Raw genomic sequence first — 18,684 nt, forward strand, 5'->3', positions numbered from 1 at the left:
GGGTGTGATTCAGGCGTCGAGGTACTGGTCGGCCCACGCCGCGATGATCCGGGCGGCGCGGGCGGCCTGGCCCTTGCCTGTCAGCAGATGGTCGCTACCCTCGAGGGAGACGAAATTGCGCGGGTGCCGGGCGGTCTGGAAAATCGTGCTGGCGTTCTCGATCCCCACGGTGTTGTCGGTGGGGGAGTGCAGCACCATCAGCGGTTTGTGCAGCTGCCGGATGCAGTCAGTCAAGTCGGCGTTCTCCAGGTCTTCCACGAAGTGCCGGCGGATCTCCACCCGCTTCCCGCCCAGGTCCACCTCGGCGCTCCCCTCGCTGAGGATCCGGTCCAGGGCGGCGTCAAAGACATGTGCCACATGCTTGGGGGAGAAGGGCGCGCCCACCGTCGCCACGGCGTCGAGCTCGGGGATCTCCCGTGCGGCCGCCAGCACGGCGGCACCACCAAAGGAATGGCCCACCAACAGGGAGATTTCCTTCCCCTCCGCACGCATGAACTCCGCGGCCTTCACCGTGTCGGCCACCTTGTGGCTGAACGAGCCGGCGGACCATTCGCCGGCCGAGCCGCCCAGGCCAAGGTTGTCGAACCGCAGCATGCCAATGCCGCTGTCCGCCAGTGCCTTGCACATCCGGGACGCGGACGGGCTGTCCTTGCCGAGCGTGAACCCATGCGAAAACACTCCCCAGCCCTTGACCACGCCTTCCGGGACGTCGATTATTCCGGACAGCGTCTCACCGGTTGAGCCTGCGAAGGATACTTTTTCGGAGCGGGACATGCTGTTCCCTTTCGCTTGGTAGGAATGGCTGTGCGCCCACGCCCGCCGGGTTCCCGGGCCAGGCGTGCACGGTCAGGGGACGGGTGGGGAGAAACGACGACGGCGCCCCCACCACATGTGGTGAGTGACGCCGTCGGCCGTTCTTGCTGTTGTTGGACTTGCTAGATCTTGCGGGCGAGGATGGCCTGCTTGACCTCTGCGATGGCCTGGGTCACCTGGATGCCGCGGGGGCAAGCCTCTGAGCAGTTGAAGGTGGTGCGGCAGCGCCACACGCCTTCCTTGTCGTTCAGGATCTCCAGGCGCATGTCGCCGGCGTCATCACGGGAATCGAAGATGAAACGGTGGGCGTTGACGATCGCGGCGGGCCCGAAGTACTGCCCGTCCGTCCAGAACACCGGGCAGGAGGACGTGCACGCAGCACACAGGATGCACTTGGTGGTGTCGTCGAAGCGTTCACGGTCCTCGGCGGACTGCAGGCGCTCCCGGGTGGGCTCGTGGCCCTTGTTGATCAGGAAGGGCATGACTTCGCGGTATGACTGGAAGAACGGCTCCATGTCCACGATCAAGTCCTTCTCCACCGGCAGGCCCTTGATGGGCTCCACCGTGATGGGCTTGGACGTATCCAGGTCCTTCAGGAGGGTCTTGCACGCGAGGCGGTTGCGGCCATTAATGCGCATGGCATCGGAACCGCACACGCCGTGGGCACAGGAGCGCCGGAAGGAGAGGGTTCCGTCCGTCTCCCACTTCACCTTGTGCAGGGCGTCCAGGACACGGTCCGTGCCGTACATGGTGAGGTGAAAGTCGTCCCAGGTGGCTTCCTCGGAAACCTCCGGGTTGTACCGGCGGACCCGCAGGTGGACATCGAACGTGGGGATTTCCCCGCCCCCGCCAACGCCGGCAGGCAGTTCAACCTTTGAGGCTGGCTCAGCGATTTCAGCGGTCATCTTAGTACTTCCTCACCATCGGCTCGTAGCGGGTAAAGACAACCGGCTTGGTGGCGAGGCGGATGCCGGCGATTGATTCCGCCGATCCGTCGGCCGGCGCATGGTCATCCTTGTACGCCATGGAGTGCTTCATGAATTTCTCGTCGTCACGCTCGGGGAAGTCCTCGCGGAAGTGGCCGCCGCGGGATTCCTCACGGTGCAGGGCAGCCACGGTCATCACCTTGGCCAGTTCCAGCAGGAAGCCGAGCTCAACGGCCTCGAGCAGGTCCAGGTTGAACCGCTTGCCCTTGTCCTGGACGTTGATGCGCTTGTACCGCTCCTCGAAGGAGGCGATGTCGCGCAGCACCTGGTTCAGGGTATCGGCGGTACGGAACACCTGCATGTTGGCGTCCATGGTGTCCTGCAGTTCCTTGCGGATCTGGGCAACCTTTTCGTCACCGGTGCCGTTGCGGGCAATGTCCAGAAGCTCGGTGGTGTAAGCCAACGGGTTCTCCGGCAGTTCCACGAAGTCGGCAGTCTTCGCGTACTCGGCGGCGGCCACGCCGGCCCGCTTGCCGAAAACGTTGATGTCCAGCAGGGAGTTGGTGCCCAGGCGGTTGGAACCGTGGACGGACACGCATGCCACTTCACCGGCGGCGTAGAGGCCCGGCACCACGGTGTCGTTGTCCTGCAGTACCTCGGTTTGAATGTTCGTCGGAATACCGCCCATGGCGTAGTGGGCCGTGGGGAACACCGGTACGGGCTCGGTGTACGGTTCCACCCCCAGGTAGGTCCGGGCGAACTCGGTGATGTCCGGGAGCTTGGCGTCAATGTGCGCCGGTTCCAGGTGGGTCAGGTCCAGGAGCACGTAATCCTTGTTCGGACCGCAGCCGCGGCCTTCACGGACTTCGTTGGCCATGGAGCGGGCCACGATGTCGCGGGGCGCCAGGTCCTTGATGGTGGGAGCGTAGCGCTCCATGAAGCGCTCACCCTCGGAGTTGCGCAGGATGGCACCTTCACCACGGGCTGCTTCGGAGAGCAGGATTCCGAGGCCGGCAAGGCCGGTGGGGTGGAACTGGAAGAATTCCATGTCCTCCAGCGGGATGCCGCGGCGGAAGGCGATGCCCATGCCGTCACCCGTGAGGGTGTGTGCGTTCGAGGTGGTCTTGAAGACCTTGCCGGCGCCGCCGGAGGCGAAGACCACGGACTTGGCCTGGAAGACGTGCAGTTCACCGGAGGCGAGGTCGTAGGACACGACGCCGGCCACACGCTTCTGCTTGTAGGGCGTGCCGTCCTCGCGGACAGCATCCTCTTCGACCGTCAGCAGGTCCAGGACGTAGTACTCGTTGTAGAACTCAACGTTGTGCTTGACACAGTTTTGGTACAGGGTCTGCAGGATCATGTGGCCGGTGCGGTCTGCGGCGTAGCAGGCGCGGCGCACGGGAGCCTTGCCGTGGTCGCGGGTGTGGCCGCCGAAGCGCCGCTGGTCAATGCGTCCCTCGGGCGTGCGGTTAAACGGCAGGCCCATCTTCTCGAGGTCCAGCACGGCGTCGATGGCTTCCTTCGCCATGACCTCTGCAGCGTCCTGGTCAACCAGGTAGTCGCCGCCCTTGACGGTGTCGAACGTGTGCCATTCCCAGTTGTCTTCCTCGACATTGGCAAGGGCTGCACACATGCCACCCTGCGCCGCACCCGTGTGCGAGCGGGTGGGGTAGAGCTTGGTCAGTACTGCTGTGCGCGCGCGCTGACCGGACTCGATCGCGGCGCGCATGCCAGCGCCACCGGCACCGACGATGACGACGTCGTACTTATGGACCTGCATACCAGACGCTCTTTCTCTCAAAATTCGCTATCAAACAACGGGGCGGCTTCGCCTGCTCCGCAAAACAGGGCCCGCGGGTAAGCCCGCGGGCCCGGGGTTGTGCCTGGACTAGGCAGGGCAGAATCCGCCCGGAAGGGCCACGCCGTCCACAACGGGGCAGGGGTTGAAGGTGAAGATCACCAGGGTGCCCAGCAGGATGATGACCACGGCGGCTGCGTAGAGGACGGTCTTCAACCAGCGCCGCGTCCCCGTCTTTTCGGCGTAGTCGTTAATGATGGTCCGCACGCCATTGGTGCCGTGCAGCATTGCCAGCCACAGCATGGCCAGGTCCCAGAACTGCCAGAACGGGTCCGCCCACTTGCCGGCGACGAAACCGAAGTCAATGGCATGGATGCCTTCGCCGACCATGAGGTTCACGAACAGGTGCCCGAAGATGAGGACCACCAGCACCACGCCGGAGAGGCGCATGAACAGCCAGGCGATCATCTCGAAGTTGCCGCGCGAACCGCCGCTGCGGCGGTACTGGGGAGCTACCCGGCCGCTGCGGGGGCTCTCGATGGTTGCAGTCATGGCTTAGTGACCTCCGAGGGCGAGGGACAGGTGGCGGATGGAGAACGCAAGCATGGTCACGATCCAGAGGGCCAGGACTGCCCACAGCATCTGCCGCTGGTACTTGGCGCCCTTCTTCCAGAAGTCGACCGCGATGATCCGCAAGCCATTGAAGGCGTGGAACACGATCGCGGCCACAAGCCCGGTCTCGCCCAGCGCCATCAGCGGGTTCTTGTAGGCGCCGATCACAGCGGTGTAGGCCTCCGGCGACACACGCACCAAGGAGGTGTCCAGGACGTGGACCAACAAGAAGAAAAAGATCACTACACCGGTTATGCGGTGTCCTACCCAGGACCACATGCCTTCACGGCCGCGGTACAAGGTGCCAGCTGGTTTTGTCGGCACTGATAAACCTCCCTGCAACACAGCGGCGCTGGCATGAGATCCATGCGGGGGGAACGCCTGCTGCGAGAGCACTCGTAGCTCAGGCCTAAATCTAGGCTTCGCTTACAGCTTATTCAATTTAGGAGATTCTTGGAGACCAGTGCTGGGGCGGTTTTTCGGCGAGAATGAGACGAACGCCACACGGATGTGGTGATTTGGGCCATGCGATGACGGAGCGCGCCGGTAGACAGCCCGTGGCGGGCCGCCGCCGCCGGCCGTGGGCCGTCAGCTAAAGTAGCGGTGATGAGTACAGACAAAGTGACAAGCCCGGCCTCACCCCTTGACCGCTTCATTGCGGTGATTCCGGCAGGCGGAGTGGGGACCCGCCTCTGGCCCCTGTCACGAGCAGCAGCTCCCAAGTTCCTTCACGATCTCACAGGATCGGGCAGCACCCTGCTGCGTGCCACCTACGACCGGCTCCACCCGCTCGCGGGCAGCCGGGTGCTGGTGGTCACCGGAAAAGCGCACCGCGACGCCGTGTGCCGCCAGCTTCCCGAGGTCCAGGACGCGGACCTTGTCCTGGAATCGGAGCCCAAGGACTCCGCAGCGGCGATCGGCCTCGCCGCAGCCATCCTGCACGCGCGGGACCCGGACACCATCATGGGGTCCTTCGCCGCCGACCAGGTGATCAGCCCGGACCACCTCTTCCAGGACGCCGTCCGGGAGGCAATCCATACCGCCGCGGCCGGCAAGATCGTGACCATCGGCATCAAGCCCACGCACCCGTCCACCGGGTTCGGGTACATCCGCTCCGGCAAGGAATTGCACATCGACGGAGCTCCGAGCGCCCACGATGTGGTGGAATTCGTCGAAAAGCCCGACGAAGTGGTGGCCCAGCAGTACGTCGACAGCGGTGACTACGTGTGGAACGCCGGCATGTTCGTAGCCCCCGTGGCACTGATGCTCAAGCACCTCGAGGCCAACCAGCCGGAGCTGTTCAAGGGCCTGCAGGAAATCGCGCAGGCCTGGGACACCCCCGAACGCGACGAGGTCACTGCCCGGATCTGGCCCACCCTGCCCAAGATCGCCATCGACTACGCAGTGGCCGAGCCCGCCGCCGAAGCCGGGGACGTCGCCGTCGTGCCCGGGACCTTCCGCTGGGACGACGTTGGCGACTTTGCCTCCGTCGGGCGGCTCAACAGCGCCAAGGAAGTGGACGACGTCACCGTCCTGGGCGAAGGAGCGCGGGTATTCACGGAGAACTCAAGCGGTGTGGTGGTCACAGACACCAAGCGGGTCATCGCCCTGATCGGCATCCAGGATGTGGTCATCGTGGATACGCCGGACGCGCTGCTGGTCACCACCATGGCCAACTCCCAGCGGGTCAAGGCAGCGGTCGACGCCCTCAAGGCCAGCGGGGACACGGACGTCCTTTGATCGCCCTACCTGCCGGCGCGTCACGGCGCCGGCAGGTTCACGTTGTAACGGGGCGTCAGTGAATGGCCCTTATCGGGGCCGTGATCGCTAGAGTAAAACAGTGCGCAATTACACTACTGAAGCCGAGCCCACCGCCTTGGTGGCGCCGTGGCTTGAACCGCTCCTGCCGGAACTGATCGAATTCCGGCGGGACCTCCATGCGCACCCGGAGCTTTCCTTCAAGGAGTTCCGCACCACCGACAAGCTTGCGGAGCGGCTGGAGGCCGCCGGGCTGAGCCCCCGCCGGCTCGAAGGCACCGGCCTGACCGTGGACGTCGGCGAAGGCCCCATCGCCACCGCGCTGCGGGGTGACATCGACGCCCTCCCCATCATCGAGGAAACCGGCCTGGCTTTCGCGTCCAAGAACCACGGCGTCACCCACGCCTGCGGCCACGACGTGCACACCACCACCATGCTGGGCATTGCCCTGGTGTTGCAGCGCATGCACCAGGAATCGCCCCTGGGCGCGACGGTGCGGATCATCTTCCAGCCCGCAGAGGAAACCATGCCCGGCGGGGCGCACGCGTGCATTGAGCAGGGCGTGCTGGAGGGAGTTCCCCGGATCCTCGCGCTGCACTGCGACCCCCGCATCGAAGTGGGCAAGGTCGGAACCCGGATTGGCGCCATCACCTCGGCCTCGGACACCATCCGGATTGAACTGTCCGGCCGCGGCGGCCACACGTCCCGACCGCACCTCACCGAGGACCTCGTCTTCGCGCTTGCCCAGATCGCCGTCAACGTTCCGGCCGTCCTGTCCCGCCGGGTGGACGTCCGCAGTGGCGTGTCCGTGGTGTGGGGCCAGATCACCGCCGGATCGGCGCCCAATGCCATTCCCGGCTCGGGCTACATGGCCGGAACCATGCGCTGCCTGGACCGTGACGCCTGGCACGCCGCCGGCGAACTCCTCGACGAGGTGGTCCACCAGGTGGCCGCGCCGTATGGGGTGGACGTCCACCTGGAGCACACCAGGGGAGTGCCGCCCGTAGTGAACTCGGAACACGAAACGGCAATTATCGAGGCGGCTGCGCGCGCAGAGATCGGCGAAAGCGCCGTGGTGCTGACCCCGCAATCCATGGGTGGCGAGGACTTTGCCTGGTTCCTTGCGGAACTTCCGGGAGCCATGATGCGCCTGGGCACCAAGACGCCGGGCGGGGAGGACTACGACCTCCACCGCGGCGATTACATCCTGGACGAGCGATCGCTGGGCCTGGGGATCCGCGTGCTCACCGCGGCAGCGTTGAGGACCATCAGGGACATCGAGCAGCCACCCGCGCTGTAGCCGCCCGGCACACCGTCCACGCCGCGTCCGTGCCTTGGCGGCTTGTTTGCGCCGGCGCCGGTAACGCTGGTGGATCACGACGACGGTCAACGGGATGGTCTCCTGAGGCCAGTTGAGTTGTGCACAATTTAATTGTGGGCTATTGTTTTCTCATGACCGAAGCTCCCCGCCTGGACCGCCAAGTGTGTTTTGCCTTGTATTCGGCTTCCCGGGCAGCCACCGCCGTGTACCGGCCAGTGCTGGATGAACTGGGGCTCACTTACCCGCAGTACTTGGTGATGCTGGTGCTGTGGGAGGACGAGCCCCGCGGGGTCAAGAAACTTGGCGGGGAGCTCGGGCTGGACTCGGGGACCCTGTCGCCCCTTCTCAAGCGGCTGGAAGCACTGGGGCTCGTGGAACGCCGCCGGTCAGGCGAGGACGAACGGCGCGTTGCCATTCACCTCACGACGGCAGGCCGGGAACTCAGCGTCCCGGCCCGGGCCATCCCGCAGCGGCTGGCTGACGCCGCAGGGCTCTCGCACGGAGAGCTCGAACAACTGCGCGCCACCCTGGGCAAGCTCACGGCCGCACTGCACCAGTCGCTCTAAGCGGCGCGCCACCCTGCACCATCCCACCTACAGGACGGACATTTTTCGTGAAGACTCTCTACACCGCCGAGGCGCTTGCCTCCGGCGAAGGCCGTGACGGCACTGCACGCAGCAATGACGGCAAGCTGGCCGTGGACCTGGCCAGCCCCGCGGAGTTGGGCGGCAGCGGCCGCGGGACCAACCCTGAACAGCTTTTCGCCGCCGGGTACGCCGCCTGCTTCCACTCCGCACTGCGCCTGGTGGGCCGCAAGGCAGGCGCCGACCTCACCGATTCGGCCGTTGCGGCGAAAGTCCACCTGGGACAGCTGGACGGCGGAACGGGCTTCGGGCTTGCCGCCGAACTGGAAATCGCCCTCCCGGCGCTGGACCTTTCCACCGCCGAGGAACTGGTGGCCAAGGCGCATGAAGTGTGCCCCTACTCGAACGCCACCCGGGGCAACATCATCGTCGACATCAAGATTTTGGAGTACGCAGCATGAGCACCGCACTTGCCACCAGCACCCGTGAAATCCGCCTGGCCTCGCGCCCTGTAGGCCGTCCTGCCAGCGATAACTTCGAGCTCGCCGAGTCCCCGCTGCCCGCCCTCGAGGACGGCCAGATCCTGGTCCGGAACCTCTTCGTGTCGGTCGACCCCTACATGCGGGGCCGGATGAATGATGTGAAGTCCTACTCCGCGCCGTTTGCCGTGGGCAAGGCGCTCGACGGCGGCGCGGTAGGCGAGGTGGTCGCGTCCCGTTCGTCGGCACACAAGGAGGGCGACGTCGTCGTGCATTCCCTCGGCTGGCGGGAGTACGCCGTGGTTGACGGCGCTGCAGCCACCCCGGCCCGAACTGACCTGGCCCCGGCTTCCGCCTTCCTTGGCGCCCTGGGCATGACCGGGCTGACCGCCTACTCCGGCCTCTTGAAGGTCGCCGAATTCAAGCCGGGGGACGCCGTGTTCGTCTCCGGTGCCGCCGGTGCGGTGGGCTCCCTGGTTGGCCAGATCGCCAAGGCCATGGGCGCCTCCCGCGTGATCGGCTCCGCCGGTTCGCCGGCCAAGGTGGCCCGGCTGCTGGAGCTCGGTTTCGACGCAGCCTTCGACTACCACGATGGTCCCGTGCTGGACCAGCTGCAGAAGGCCGCCGGCCCAGCCGGCATCGACGTCTACTTCGACAACGTCGGCGGCGAACACCTCGAGGCGGCCCTGGCAGTCCTCAACGTCGGCGGCCGGGTGGCAATGTGCGGTGCCATCGCGCAGTACAACTCCACCGAACCGACTCCGGCGCCCCACAACCTGATGCAGGCCATCGGCAAGCAACTGACGCTCCGCGGCTTCCTGGTAGGCGGTCAGCGGCAGCACGCGGCGGAGTTTGCCGAGAAGATGTCCGGCTGGCTGGCCGACGGCACCGTGCGCTACGACGAGACGATCGTGGACGGACTGGAGAACGCGCCGCAGGCGTTCATGGATCTCCTGGACGGTGCGAACACCGGAAAGATGCTCGTCCGGCTGTAGCCCGGCGCTCACAACTAAAGAACAATCAGCAGTAGGGGCGCCTCCTTTGGAGGCGCCCCTACTGCTTGGTAACAACTTGTAAACAATCTTCGGGGTCAGCTTCCGACGTGCTATGGGGACGTGGCGCAGGCCACTAAAGTAAGTGCCATCAGTGCGCTCCGGCGCAGTGCTGCGTGCCTTCAGTGAAAACAGAATTTCAGCGCCGAAACGGACACTCATTGAATCTCAGCCCGTAGTGCCACTCGCATCATCCCTGGAGGAAAATTGAAGAAATCACTGCGTGCCGGCTTCAAGCGCGGTTCAATGGCCGGTGTGGCCACCCTCGGTGCGTCCGCCTTGCTGCTGACCGGCTGCGGGGCCGCCCCGTCCGCGTCCGGCCCCTCGGGTTCAGCCACCGCCTCGGACTACACCGCCTGCATGGTGTCCGACTCCGGTGGATTCGACGACAAGTCGTTCAACCAGTCCGGCTACGAGGGACTGCAGGCCGCCGTCAAGGACCTTGGCATCAAGGAGAAGCACGTCCAGTCCAAGGCTGACACCGACTACGACCCGAACCTCCGCTCCATGGTCCAGCAGGGCTGCAAGCTCACCGTGACCGTCGGGTTCCTGCTCGGCGATGCCACCAAGTCCATCGCGACGGCCAACCCGAACAGCCACTTCGCGATCATCGACTACAACGACCCCACCTTCCCCAAGAACGTCAAGCCGATCGTCTATGACACGGCCCAGGCCGCGTTCCTGGCCGGCTACCTGGCAGCAGGCACGTCCAAGACCGGCAAGGTGGCAACCTTCGGCGGCATCAACATCCCCACCGTCACCATCTTCATGGACGGTTTTGCCGACGGCGTGAAGTACTACAACGAAAAGAAGGGCAAGAGCGTCCAGCTCATCGGCTGGGACAAGGACAAGCAGGACGGCACCTTCGTCGGCGACTTCAAGCAGGTGGACAAGGGCAAGGTCCTCACCCAGGGCTTCCTCGACCAGGGCGCAGACATCGTCCTTCCCGTGGCCGGACCCGTCGGCAGCGGCGCGGGCAGCGCGATCCTCGAAGCCAAGTCCAAGGGCAAGGATGCCAAGCTCATCTGGGTTGACTCCGATGGCTACCTGACGGCCCCCGACTACAAGTCCGTGATCCTTTCTTCTGTCCAGAAGACCATGGCCACCGCTGTGGAGACGGTCATCAAGGACGACAAGGACGGCAAGTTCGACGCCTCGCCGTACATCGGAACCCTTGCAAACGGCGGTGTTGCCCTGGCTCCCTTCCACGACCTCGATTCCGCCGTGCCGGCGGACCTCAAGGGCGAACTGGACCAGCTGAAGAAGGACATCATCTCCGGCACCGTCAAGGTCGAGTCGAAGTCCAGCCCCACCAAGTAAGCACTGAACAGCGGGGCGCGCTGCCCTTCCGCCGTTACCCCGGCCGGAGGGCAGCGCGTTCTGTTTTGCTGGCAACGCACGCTTGCCAGCGCCATGCAGGCGTTACTTTTCCTGCCTGCCCGCCCTGCCCAGAAACCACCCGTAACACTAGGCTGGGACTACCCGCTGCCTTGCCGCCGACAGCGCGGCGGAGCAGATCCATACACACACAGATTGGTTGGGGTTTTGAAACTCGAACTGAAGGGGATCACGAAGCGATTCGGGTCCCTGGTAGCCAATGACCACATCGATTTGGTCGTCGAACCGGGGCAGGTGCACTGCCTCCTGGGCGAGAACGGCGCAGGGAAATCCACCCTGATGAACGTGCTCTACGGCCTGTACGATCCGACCGAAGGCGAAATCCTGGTCGATGGCAAGCCTGTCGTCTTCAAAGACCCCGGCGAGGCCATGGCGGCCGGCATCGGAATGGTCCACCAGCACTTCATGCTCATCCCGGTCTTCAGCGTGGCCGAGAATGTGGCGCTGGGCAATGAGACCACCAAGGCCGCCGGCCTGCTCAACCTGGAAGCTACGCGCGAGAAGATCCGCCGCATTTCGGACCAGTACGGCTTCGACGTCGACCCCGACGCCATGGTGGAGGACCTGCCCGTTGGCGTCCAGCAGCGGGTCGAGATCATCAAGGCACTGGTTCGAGATGCCGAGGTGCTCATCCTCGACGAACCCACCGCCGTGTTGACGCCGCAGGAGACCGACGAACTCCTGGACATCATCCGGCAGCTGAAGCGCGACGGGAAATCGATCGTCTTCATCTCCCACAAACTGCGCGAAGTCAAAGCCATCTCGGACACCATCACAGTCATCCGGCGCGGCAAGGTGGTGGGGCAGGCGGACCCCACAGCTTCCCCCACCGAACTGGCGTCCGCCATGGTGGGCCGCACCGTGAGCCTGACGCTTGACAAGGCGCCGGCCAAGACGGGTGAGGTGACCTTCAAGGTCCGCAACCTGACCGTCACCGACCACAATGGACAGCATGTGGTCGATGACCTGTCATTCGACATCGCCAAGGGCGAGGTGCTCGCCATCGCCGGAGTGCAAGGCAACGGCCAGACGGAGCTGACCGAGGCGATCCTTGGCGTGCAGCCGCACGTGGCCGGGTCCATCACGCTCGACGGCGAGGAATTGTTGGGCGCGAGCGTTAAGCATGTGCTCGGTGCGGGTGTGGGCTTCGTCCCCGAGGACCGCACCCTTGACGGCCTGGTAGGCACGTTCACCATCGCCGAGAACATGATCCTGGACCTCTACGACAAGGCACCCTTCGCCCGCGGCGTGGGGATGAAACCGGGCGTCATCGCGGAGAACGCTGCCAAGAAGGTCGAGGAATTCGATGTCCGCACGCCCTCCGTATCCGCCGCGGTGGGCACCCTCTCCGGCGGCAACCAGCAGAAGGTCGTCCTGGCCCGTGAGCTCTCCCGCCCGCTCCGCCTGTTTATTGCCTCGCAGCCCACGCGCGGGCTTGACGTCGGCTCGATCGAATTCGTCCACAAGCGCGTCATCGCCGAACGCGACCACGGAACGCCCGTCATGATCGTGTCCACGGAACTTGACGAAGTACTGCAGCTGGCAGACCGGATCGCGGTGCTCTACCGCGGCCGGCTGGTGGGAATCGTCCCCGCCACCACGTCCCGCGACGTCCTGGGCCTGATGATGGCCGGTGTCCCGGCCGCGGAAGCCGAAGCCAACGCCTCCGCCCATGCTTCCGGCGTAACGGCCGCACCGACGGTATCTGAGCCTGCCGGCCACGAAGGAGAAACCCATGTCTGAGAAGACAACCCCGGACCCGCTGGCCACAGGCAATAACAGCGCCCCGGAGCCCGCCCCGACCCAGGTGCCAGGCGGCACCACCTCCGAGGCCGTCGCCTCCGACGTCGCGCTGGACACCGCCGGCGGCCAGATGCCGCCGTCCGCCGTTCCGGCGGCCACCCAGCTGCGCGGCCGGGACCACCGGGACGGTGACGGATCCGTCCTGCACCAGATCTTCACCGGCAACGCCATGGTCTCCTTCCTCTCCGTGCTGCTGGCCATCGTGCTCGGCGGCATCCTGATGGCGGTGACCAACCCCAAGGTCGCCGTCACGGCCGGTTACTTTTTTGCCCAGCCCGGAGACCTCCTGACCGAGGTCATCCGTCCCTATACCGCACTGGTGCAGGGGTCCATCTTCAACTGGGCCGGCGCCGACCTGGCCGCCCAGCTGTACCCGATCACCGAGACCCTCACGGTCGCAACTCCGCTTATTTGTGCCGGGCTCGGCGTCGCGTTGGCGTTCCGCGCCGGCCTGTTCAACATTGGCGCCCAGGGGCAGATCATCTTCGGTGCGCTCTTCGGCGCCTACGTTGGCTTCGCCTGGCACCTGCCCATCGGCCTGCACCTGCTGGTCGTCATCCTCGCCGGCCTGGTTGGCGGCGCGGTCTGGGGTGGCGTCGTGGGCCTGCTGAAGGCGCGGACCGGCGCCCACGAGGTGATCGTGACCATCATGCTCAACTACATCGCCAACTTCCTGCTGCTCTTCCTGCTCACCACCCCCGCTTTCCAGCGCAAGGGTTCCACCAACCCGATCTCCCCGTTCCTTGACTCCACCGCGTTGTTCCCCGAACTGCTCGGACCCCAGTTCCGCCTGCACGCCGGGTTCCTGGTTGCGATAGCGGCCACCGCCTTCGTCTGGTGGCTGTTGAACCGCTCCACGGTCGGTTTTGAGTTCCGCGCCGTTGGGGCGAACCCGAACGCGGCCCGTACCGCCGGAATCAACGTTGCCCGCAGCACCATCCTGGTGATGGCGATCGCGGGTGCGCTGGCCGGCCTGGCCGGGGTGGCGCAGGTGTCCGGCACGGAAAAGTACCTCTCCGGCGGTGTGGCCGCTTCCATCGGCTTTGACGCCATCACCGTCGCTCTGCTGGGACGCTCCACGCCGTGGGGAACCTTCTTTGCGGGCCTGCTGTTCGGCGCCTTCCGCGCCGGCGGCGTGGCAATGCAGGCACAGACGCAAACCCCCATCGACATTGTGCTCGTCATCCAGTCCCTGATCGTGTTGTTCATCGCAGCACCGCCGCTGGTCCGTGCGATATTCGGACTCAACCCCCGTAAGAAGAAGACCACCACAAGTGGGACCGCAGGTTCGCATACCGGCGGCGTCAAGAGCGGAGCGGCAGCATGAGCGCCACCACACAATCTCCCGCGAGCAAACAACCTGGAACCGGGAAAACCACCGGAGCCAACCGTGCCGCAGGCCGGGCAGGGACAACGGAACTGGTGAGCTGGAAGGCCGGCGTCGGCCTGGGCCTGCTCGCCATCCTGGGCACCGTGCTGTTTGGATTCCTCGCCAACACAAAATCCGCCGGGTTCCGGATCGCCGAAGCCCGCGACCCAAACGCCTCGTCCACCGCAGCCTGGATCACCCTTGTCGTGGCGCTGGCTGCCGCCGGATACCTCGGCTACCGCTGGATCAGCCAGCGCCGCGAGGGCGGGGGAGTGGACCGCTGGATTCCCGCCACCACCATCGCTGCCGTCGTCGTCCTGGGCCTCGCGGCCCTCGGCGTTGCCCAGGTGGAGAAGATCACCGTGCCCTCGATGGTCTTCGGCTGGATTTGCGCCCTCTTGCTGCTCGGCCTGGCCGGGTACGCCATCCTGCTGACCCTGCAGCGGCGGCGCACCCCCGGATGGCTGGGCGGTCTCTTCGCCGTCGTCTTCCTGGTCGGGTTCATGATCTGGATCGTCGCCGGCGGCCGTGACCCCGAACCGTCCATTTCCCTGGGCGGCCTGATGGCAGGAGCGGTGACACTGGCCGTACCACTGGTGTTCGGCTCGCTGTCCGGAGTGCTGTGCGAACGGGCCGGCGTGGTCAACATCGCCATCGAAGGGCAGCTCCTGCTCGGTGCGTTCTCCGCCGCCGTCGTAGCCACCGTGACAGGCAATGTCTACGTGGGACTCATTTCGGCGGCCGTCGCCGGCGCACTCGTGTCCCTGGTCCTGGCCGTGGTGAGCATCAAGTACCTCGTCAACCAGATCATCGTCGGCGTGGTCCTCAACGTCCTGATCAGCGGCCTCACCAGCTTCCTGTTCTCCACCCTGCTCACGGCGGACCCGGAACACCTCAACAAGCCCGGCCGGCTCCAGGCAGTGGATATCCCGTTCCTTGCCGACATCCCGATCATCGGACCCATCCTGTTCCGCCAGTCCCTGGTGGGCTACCTCATGTACGTGGCCGTGATCGTGGTCTACGTCGGGCTGTTCCACACCAAATGGGGCCTGCGGGTGCGCGCCGTCGGCGAACACCCGCAGGCGGCGGACACCGTGGGCATCAATGTCAACCGCACCCGCTTCATCAACGTCCTGATGGGCGGCGCGATCGCTGGAATCGGCGGTTCCTTCTTCACCCTGGTGTCGGTGGACGCCTTCAGCAAGGACATGTCCGGCGGTCGCGGCTACATCGCCCTTGCCGCCATGATCTTCGGGCGCTGGAATCCCATCGGGGCCTTCCTGGCCGCCCTGCTCTTCGGGTTCGCCGACAACCTGCAGAGCATCATCACCATCATTGGCTCGCCAGTGCCCAGCCAGTTCATGGCGATGCTCCCCTACGCCCTGACCGTCATCGCCGTGGCAGGCCTGGTGGGGCGTTCCCGGCCGCCCGCGGCCGACGGCATCCCGTACGTCAAGGGGTGACCACGGTGACAGAAACCGGAGCCCCCGGCAACCAAGGCAAGCCCGGCGGAGGTACCGGCGTCGATTGGGCCGCCCTCGAGGCTGCCGCCGTTGCCGCCATGGCAAATGCCTACGCGCCGTATTCGAATTTCGCGGTGGGGGCGGCCGCCCTCACCACGGATGGCCGGATCGTCAGCGGCTGCAACGTCGAGAACGCCAGCTACGGCCTCACCCTCTGCGCCGAATGCGCCTTGGTAGGCAATCTGCACATGACCGGCGGCGGCCAATTGCGCGCCTTCTACTGCGTCGACGCCGGCGGCACGGTCCTGATGCCGTGCGGCCGCTGCCGCCAGCTGCTGTACGAATTCCGCGCCCCGGACATGGAAGTCATGACCACCCAAGGCATCAGGACGATGGATCAGGTGCTGCCCGACGCATTTGGCCCCCAACATCTGGAGGAGACCCGGTGACCCAAACCACCAGCAACGCCGAGGCATTCGATGCCGTGGACATCATCCGCATCAAGCGGGACAAAGGCACTCTGAGCCCCGAACAGATCGACTGGACCATCGACGCCTACACGCGTGGAGCCATTGCCGATGAACAGATGGCGGCCTTGAACATGGCCATCCTGCTCAACGGCATGGACCGGGCGGAAATTGCCCGCTGGACCGCCGCCATGATCGCGTCAGGGGAGCGAATGGACTTCTCCAGCCTTCGGCGCCCCGACGGCGGCCTGAAGTACACCACGGACAAGCACTCCACCGGCGGGGTAGGGGACAAGATCACCCTGCCGCTGGCCCCGCTCGTGGCGGTGTTCGGCGTCGCCGTCCCGCAGCTCTCCGGCCGCGGCCTGGGCCACACGGGCGGCACCCTGGACAAGCTTGAGTCGATTCCCGGGTGGCGCGCAAACCTGACCAACGGTGAGATCCTGGCCCAACTCCAGGACGTCGGGGCAGTGATCTGCGCCGCCGGCGCAGGCCTGGCCCCGGCGGACAAGAAGCTTTACGCGCTGCGTGACGTGACCGGCACCGTGGAAGCCATCCCGCTCATCGCCTCGTCCATCATGAGCAAGAAGATCGCCGAGGGCACGGGCTCGCTGGTCCTGGACGTCAAAGTGGGCAGCGGAGCGTTCATGAAGGATGAGTCCCGGGCCCGGGAACTGGCCGAGACCATGGTGGCCCTGGGCAAGGACGCCGGCGTCAACACGGTTGCGCTGCTGACCAACATGAACACGCCACTGGGCCTCACAGCCGGCAACGCCATCGAAGTCGAGGAGTCCGTGGAGGTCCTCGCCGGTGGCGGACCGGAAGACGTGGTGGAGTTGACCGTCAGGCTCGCCGAAGAGATGCTCGCCGCTGCGGGAGTGCACGACGCCGACCCCGCCGCCGCGCTCAAGGACGGCCGCGCCATGGACGTCTGGAACCGGATGATCTCCGCCCAGGGTGGCGATCCGCATGCCCCCCTCCCGGCAGCCAGGGAATCCGATGTCGTCTACGCCCCCGCAGACGGAGTGCTGGTGGAACTCGACGCCCTGGCCGTCGGGGTGGCCGCCTGGCGGCTGGGGGCCGGCCGTGCCCGCAAGGAGGATGCCGTCCAAGCCGGAGCCGGGGTGCGGATGCACGCCAAACCGGGCGCCACCGTCAGGGCCGGGGAACCCTTGATGACCCTGCTCACGGACACACCGGACCGGTTTGCCCGCGCCCGGGAAGCCCTCGAACACGCGGTGGTCATCGCGCCGGATGGTTCACGGCCTGCCCAGCAGCTCATCATTGACCGCATAGCATAGGTACCAATGCAGGCCATCAACGACTTCATCCTCGCCGCAGCCGGACAGCCCTGGGTGCTGGTCCTGGTGCTGGCGTGCTGCGTCATTGACGGCTTCTTCCCGCCCGTGCCAAGTGAATCCGTGGTGGTGGGCCTCGCCGCCGTCGCCGCCACCGCGGACGTTCCCAACCCCTTGCTCCTGGCCGGGGTGGCTGCCGCCGGAGCCTTCGCGGGCGACAACATTGCCTACCTCCTGGGCCAGCGGGTGGGCACCACCCGCTGGGCCTGGATGCGCGGACCGCGGATGCAGGCCGCCTTCCGCTGGGCGGGCCGGGAACTGCGCAAACGGCCGGCGTCGCTGATCCTGGTGGCCCGGTTCGTTCCGATCGGCCGCGTGGCGGTCAACCTGACCGCCGGAGTCACCCACTATCCCCACCTGCGGTTCGTGGGTCTGACGGTCCTTTCCGCAAGCCTGTGGGCCGGATACTCCGTGACGATCGGGCTGTTCTTCGGCCAATGGTTCGAGGACAACCACGTCCTGGGCGCCGCGATCGCCATTGTCTGTGCCGTAGCCCTGGGCATCCTGGTGGACCTGGTGATCAACAAATTCCGGGGTAAACCCAACGTGGTGGAACGGATCCGGGAACCCGGGACCTGAGCCCCGCGTTTAACCGGATAATTCCGGGCGCCGGGGCGTAGCGTACTGCGTCCCCGCCATGGGACACTTAGGAACGATTTCCGCTTTGGCTGCGGCGCTTCGGCCGTGCCATTTTTTTTACAGGAGCAACACCGCGTGGAGTTTATTAATGAGGCCGTGCTCCATGCAGCGGGCCAGTGGTGGATCTACCCCGTACTGCTGGTGTTCTTCTTCGTGGACGGCTTCGCCATGGTGGTGCCCAGTGAGACCCTCATTGTGGCTTTGGCGGCTTTCTCGCGGCACAGCGGCGAACCCAATCTTTGGATCCTTGGTCTGACCGCCCTGATCGGCGCGATCTGCGGCGACAACATGGCCTATATGCTCGGCCGAAAGATCGGACTGGACCGGTGGGCGTGGATGCGCCGGCCCAAGGTCCGGAAAGTCTTCGCCTGGGCCCGCTACGAGCTCGAGAAGCGCGGGGCGGTCCTCATCTTCACCGCCCGGTACATCCCTTGGGGCCGGGTGGCTGTCAACTACGTGGCCGGCAGCACCGGGTTCTCACACCGCAGGTTCTTCGTCTTCGACGCCTTTGCCTGCGTCACATGGGTGGGCTACTCCCTGGGCATCGGGGTGCTGGCCAGCTCCTTCCCATGGCTGCACCACAACCCGCTCCTGAGCGCCGGCATCGCCGTCGTCTTCGCGATAGTCCTGGGCGTCGTGATCGACCACGCCCTGCGCTGGTGGCACAAACGGCTCGGACGCCACGATGCGCCCGAGGCTGACGCCGACGTGGACGGATGGGCCGAAAACACCCCGGGCCAGGAAGGACGGCCCGGCACCCGGCCCCTAACGGTGCCATCGGCCGATGCGGGTCCCGCAGCCAAGTAGCGGCTGGCTTTGAACCCCGCCCCACCCTAAGGTGGGA

At 65.8% G+C, this 18,684-nt stretch carries 18 protein-coding genes; 13 read left to right on the plus strand and 5 right to left on the minus strand.

Annotated elements, in window-relative coordinates:
• Positions 1-9 precede the first annotated feature (9 nt).
• The 5 genes from DFO47_RS14435 to sdhC form a co-directional block, all read right to left on the minus strand.
• Positions 10-774 (minus strand): alpha/beta hydrolase, encoded by a 765-nt coding sequence (locus DFO47_RS14435; protein ID WP_133832113.1) that lies wholly within the window; start codon positions 772-774, stop codon positions 10-12.
• 161 nt (positions 775-935) lie between these two features.
• A complete protein-coding gene (locus DFO47_RS14440; protein ID WP_018761929.1) occupies positions 936-1,718 on the minus strand; it encodes a succinate dehydrogenase iron-sulfur subunit in 783 nt (260 codons plus the stop codon).
• Between the two features lies 1 nt (position 1,719).
• A complete protein-coding gene (gene sdhA / locus DFO47_RS14445; RefSeq protein WP_018761928.1) occupies positions 1,720-3,519 on the minus strand; it encodes a succinate dehydrogenase flavoprotein subunit in 1,800 nt (599 codons plus the stop codon).
• A gap of 108 nt (positions 3,520-3,627) precedes the next feature.
• Positions 3,628-4,089: a succinate dehydrogenase hydrophobic membrane anchor subunit gene (locus DFO47_RS14450; protein ID WP_018761927.1), complete on the minus strand. Its 462-nt coding sequence runs from the start codon at positions 4,087-4,089 to the stop codon at positions 3,628-3,630.
• A 3-nt stretch (positions 4,090-4,092) separates the two neighbouring features.
• The gene (gene sdhC, locus DFO47_RS14455; protein ID WP_081624141.1) at positions 4,093-4,473 is read right to left on the minus strand and encodes a succinate dehydrogenase, cytochrome b556 subunit; all 381 of its coding nucleotides are present in this window, start codon (positions 4,471-4,473) and stop codon (positions 4,093-4,095) included.
• Positions 4,474-4,755: 282 nt separating this feature from the next.
• Between sdhC and DFO47_RS14460 the strand changes: the two genes are divergently transcribed.
• From DFO47_RS14460 to DFO47_RS14520, 13 genes are all read left to right on the plus strand, one after another.
• Positions 4,756-5,889: a mannose-1-phosphate guanylyltransferase gene (locus tag DFO47_RS14460; RefSeq protein ID WP_026264626.1), complete on the plus strand. Its 1,134-nt coding sequence runs from the start codon at positions 4,756-4,758 to the stop codon at positions 5,887-5,889.
• 100 nt (positions 5,890-5,989) lie between these two features.
• Entirely contained in the window at positions 5,990-7,207 is a 1,218-nt protein-coding gene (locus DFO47_RS14465; RefSeq protein WP_109863486.1) for an amidohydrolase, read from the plus strand.
• Between the two features lie 152 nt (positions 7,208-7,359).
• Positions 7,360-7,794 (plus strand): MarR family transcriptional regulator, encoded by a 435-nt coding sequence (locus DFO47_RS14470; protein WP_133832114.1) that lies wholly within the window; start codon positions 7,360-7,362, stop codon positions 7,792-7,794.
• 47 nt (positions 7,795-7,841) lie between these two features.
• Positions 7,842-8,273, plus strand: a complete 432-nt coding sequence (locus DFO47_RS14475; protein WP_133832115.1) for an organic hydroperoxide resistance protein — start codon at positions 7,842-7,844, stop codon at positions 8,271-8,273.
• Positions 8,270-9,286: an NADP-dependent oxidoreductase gene (locus DFO47_RS14480; protein ID WP_133832116.1), complete on the plus strand. Its 1,017-nt coding sequence runs from the start codon at positions 8,270-8,272 to the stop codon at positions 9,284-9,286. The genes DFO47_RS14475 and DFO47_RS14480 overlap by 4 nt, the downstream gene beginning before the upstream one ends.
• Positions 9,287-9,550: 264 nt before the next feature.
• Positions 9,551-10,663 (plus strand): BMP family ABC transporter substrate-binding protein, encoded by a 1,113-nt coding sequence (locus DFO47_RS14485; protein ID WP_133832117.1) that lies wholly within the window; start codon positions 9,551-9,553, stop codon positions 10,661-10,663.
• A gap of 225 nt (positions 10,664-10,888) precedes the next feature.
• Positions 10,889-12,484 (plus strand): ABC transporter ATP-binding protein, encoded by a 1,596-nt coding sequence (locus DFO47_RS14490; protein WP_133832118.1) that lies wholly within the window; start codon positions 10,889-10,891, stop codon positions 12,482-12,484.
• Complete coding sequence (locus DFO47_RS14495; protein ID WP_018761919.1) at positions 12,477-13,871, plus strand: ABC transporter permease; 1,395 nt, start codon at positions 12,477-12,479, stop codon at positions 13,869-13,871. The genes DFO47_RS14490 and DFO47_RS14495 overlap by 8 nt, the downstream gene beginning before the upstream one ends.
• The gene (locus DFO47_RS14500) at positions 13,868-15,376 is read left to right on the plus strand and encodes an ABC transporter permease (RefSeq protein ID WP_109863480.1); all 1,509 of its coding nucleotides are present in this window, start codon (positions 13,868-13,870) and stop codon (positions 15,374-15,376) included. The genes DFO47_RS14495 and DFO47_RS14500 overlap by 4 nt, the downstream gene beginning before the upstream one ends.
• A 5-nt stretch (positions 15,377-15,381) precedes the next feature.
• Complete coding sequence (locus DFO47_RS14505; protein ID WP_279586712.1) at positions 15,382-15,825, plus strand: cytidine deaminase; 444 nt, start codon at positions 15,382-15,384, stop codon at positions 15,823-15,825.
• Positions 15,822-17,144: a thymidine phosphorylase gene (locus DFO47_RS14510; RefSeq protein WP_018761916.1), complete on the plus strand. Its 1,323-nt coding sequence runs from the start codon at positions 15,822-15,824 to the stop codon at positions 17,142-17,144. The genes DFO47_RS14505 and DFO47_RS14510 overlap by 4 nt, the downstream gene beginning before the upstream one ends.
• A gap of 6 nt (positions 17,145-17,150) precedes the next feature.
• Positions 17,151-17,780: a VTT domain-containing protein gene (locus tag DFO47_RS14515; RefSeq protein WP_133832120.1), complete on the plus strand. Its 630-nt coding sequence runs from the start codon at positions 17,151-17,153 to the stop codon at positions 17,778-17,780.
• Positions 17,781-17,915: 135 nt separating this feature from the next.
• The gene (locus DFO47_RS14520) at positions 17,916-18,647 is read left to right on the plus strand and encodes a DedA family protein (protein WP_018761914.1); all 732 of its coding nucleotides are present in this window, start codon (positions 17,916-17,918) and stop codon (positions 18,645-18,647) included.
• Positions 18,648-18,684 lie beyond the last annotated feature (37 nt).

The organism is Arthrobacter sp. AG258, assembly GCF_004364695.1.
GTDB lineage: Bacteria > Actinomycetota > Actinomycetes > Actinomycetales > Micrococcaceae > Arthrobacter.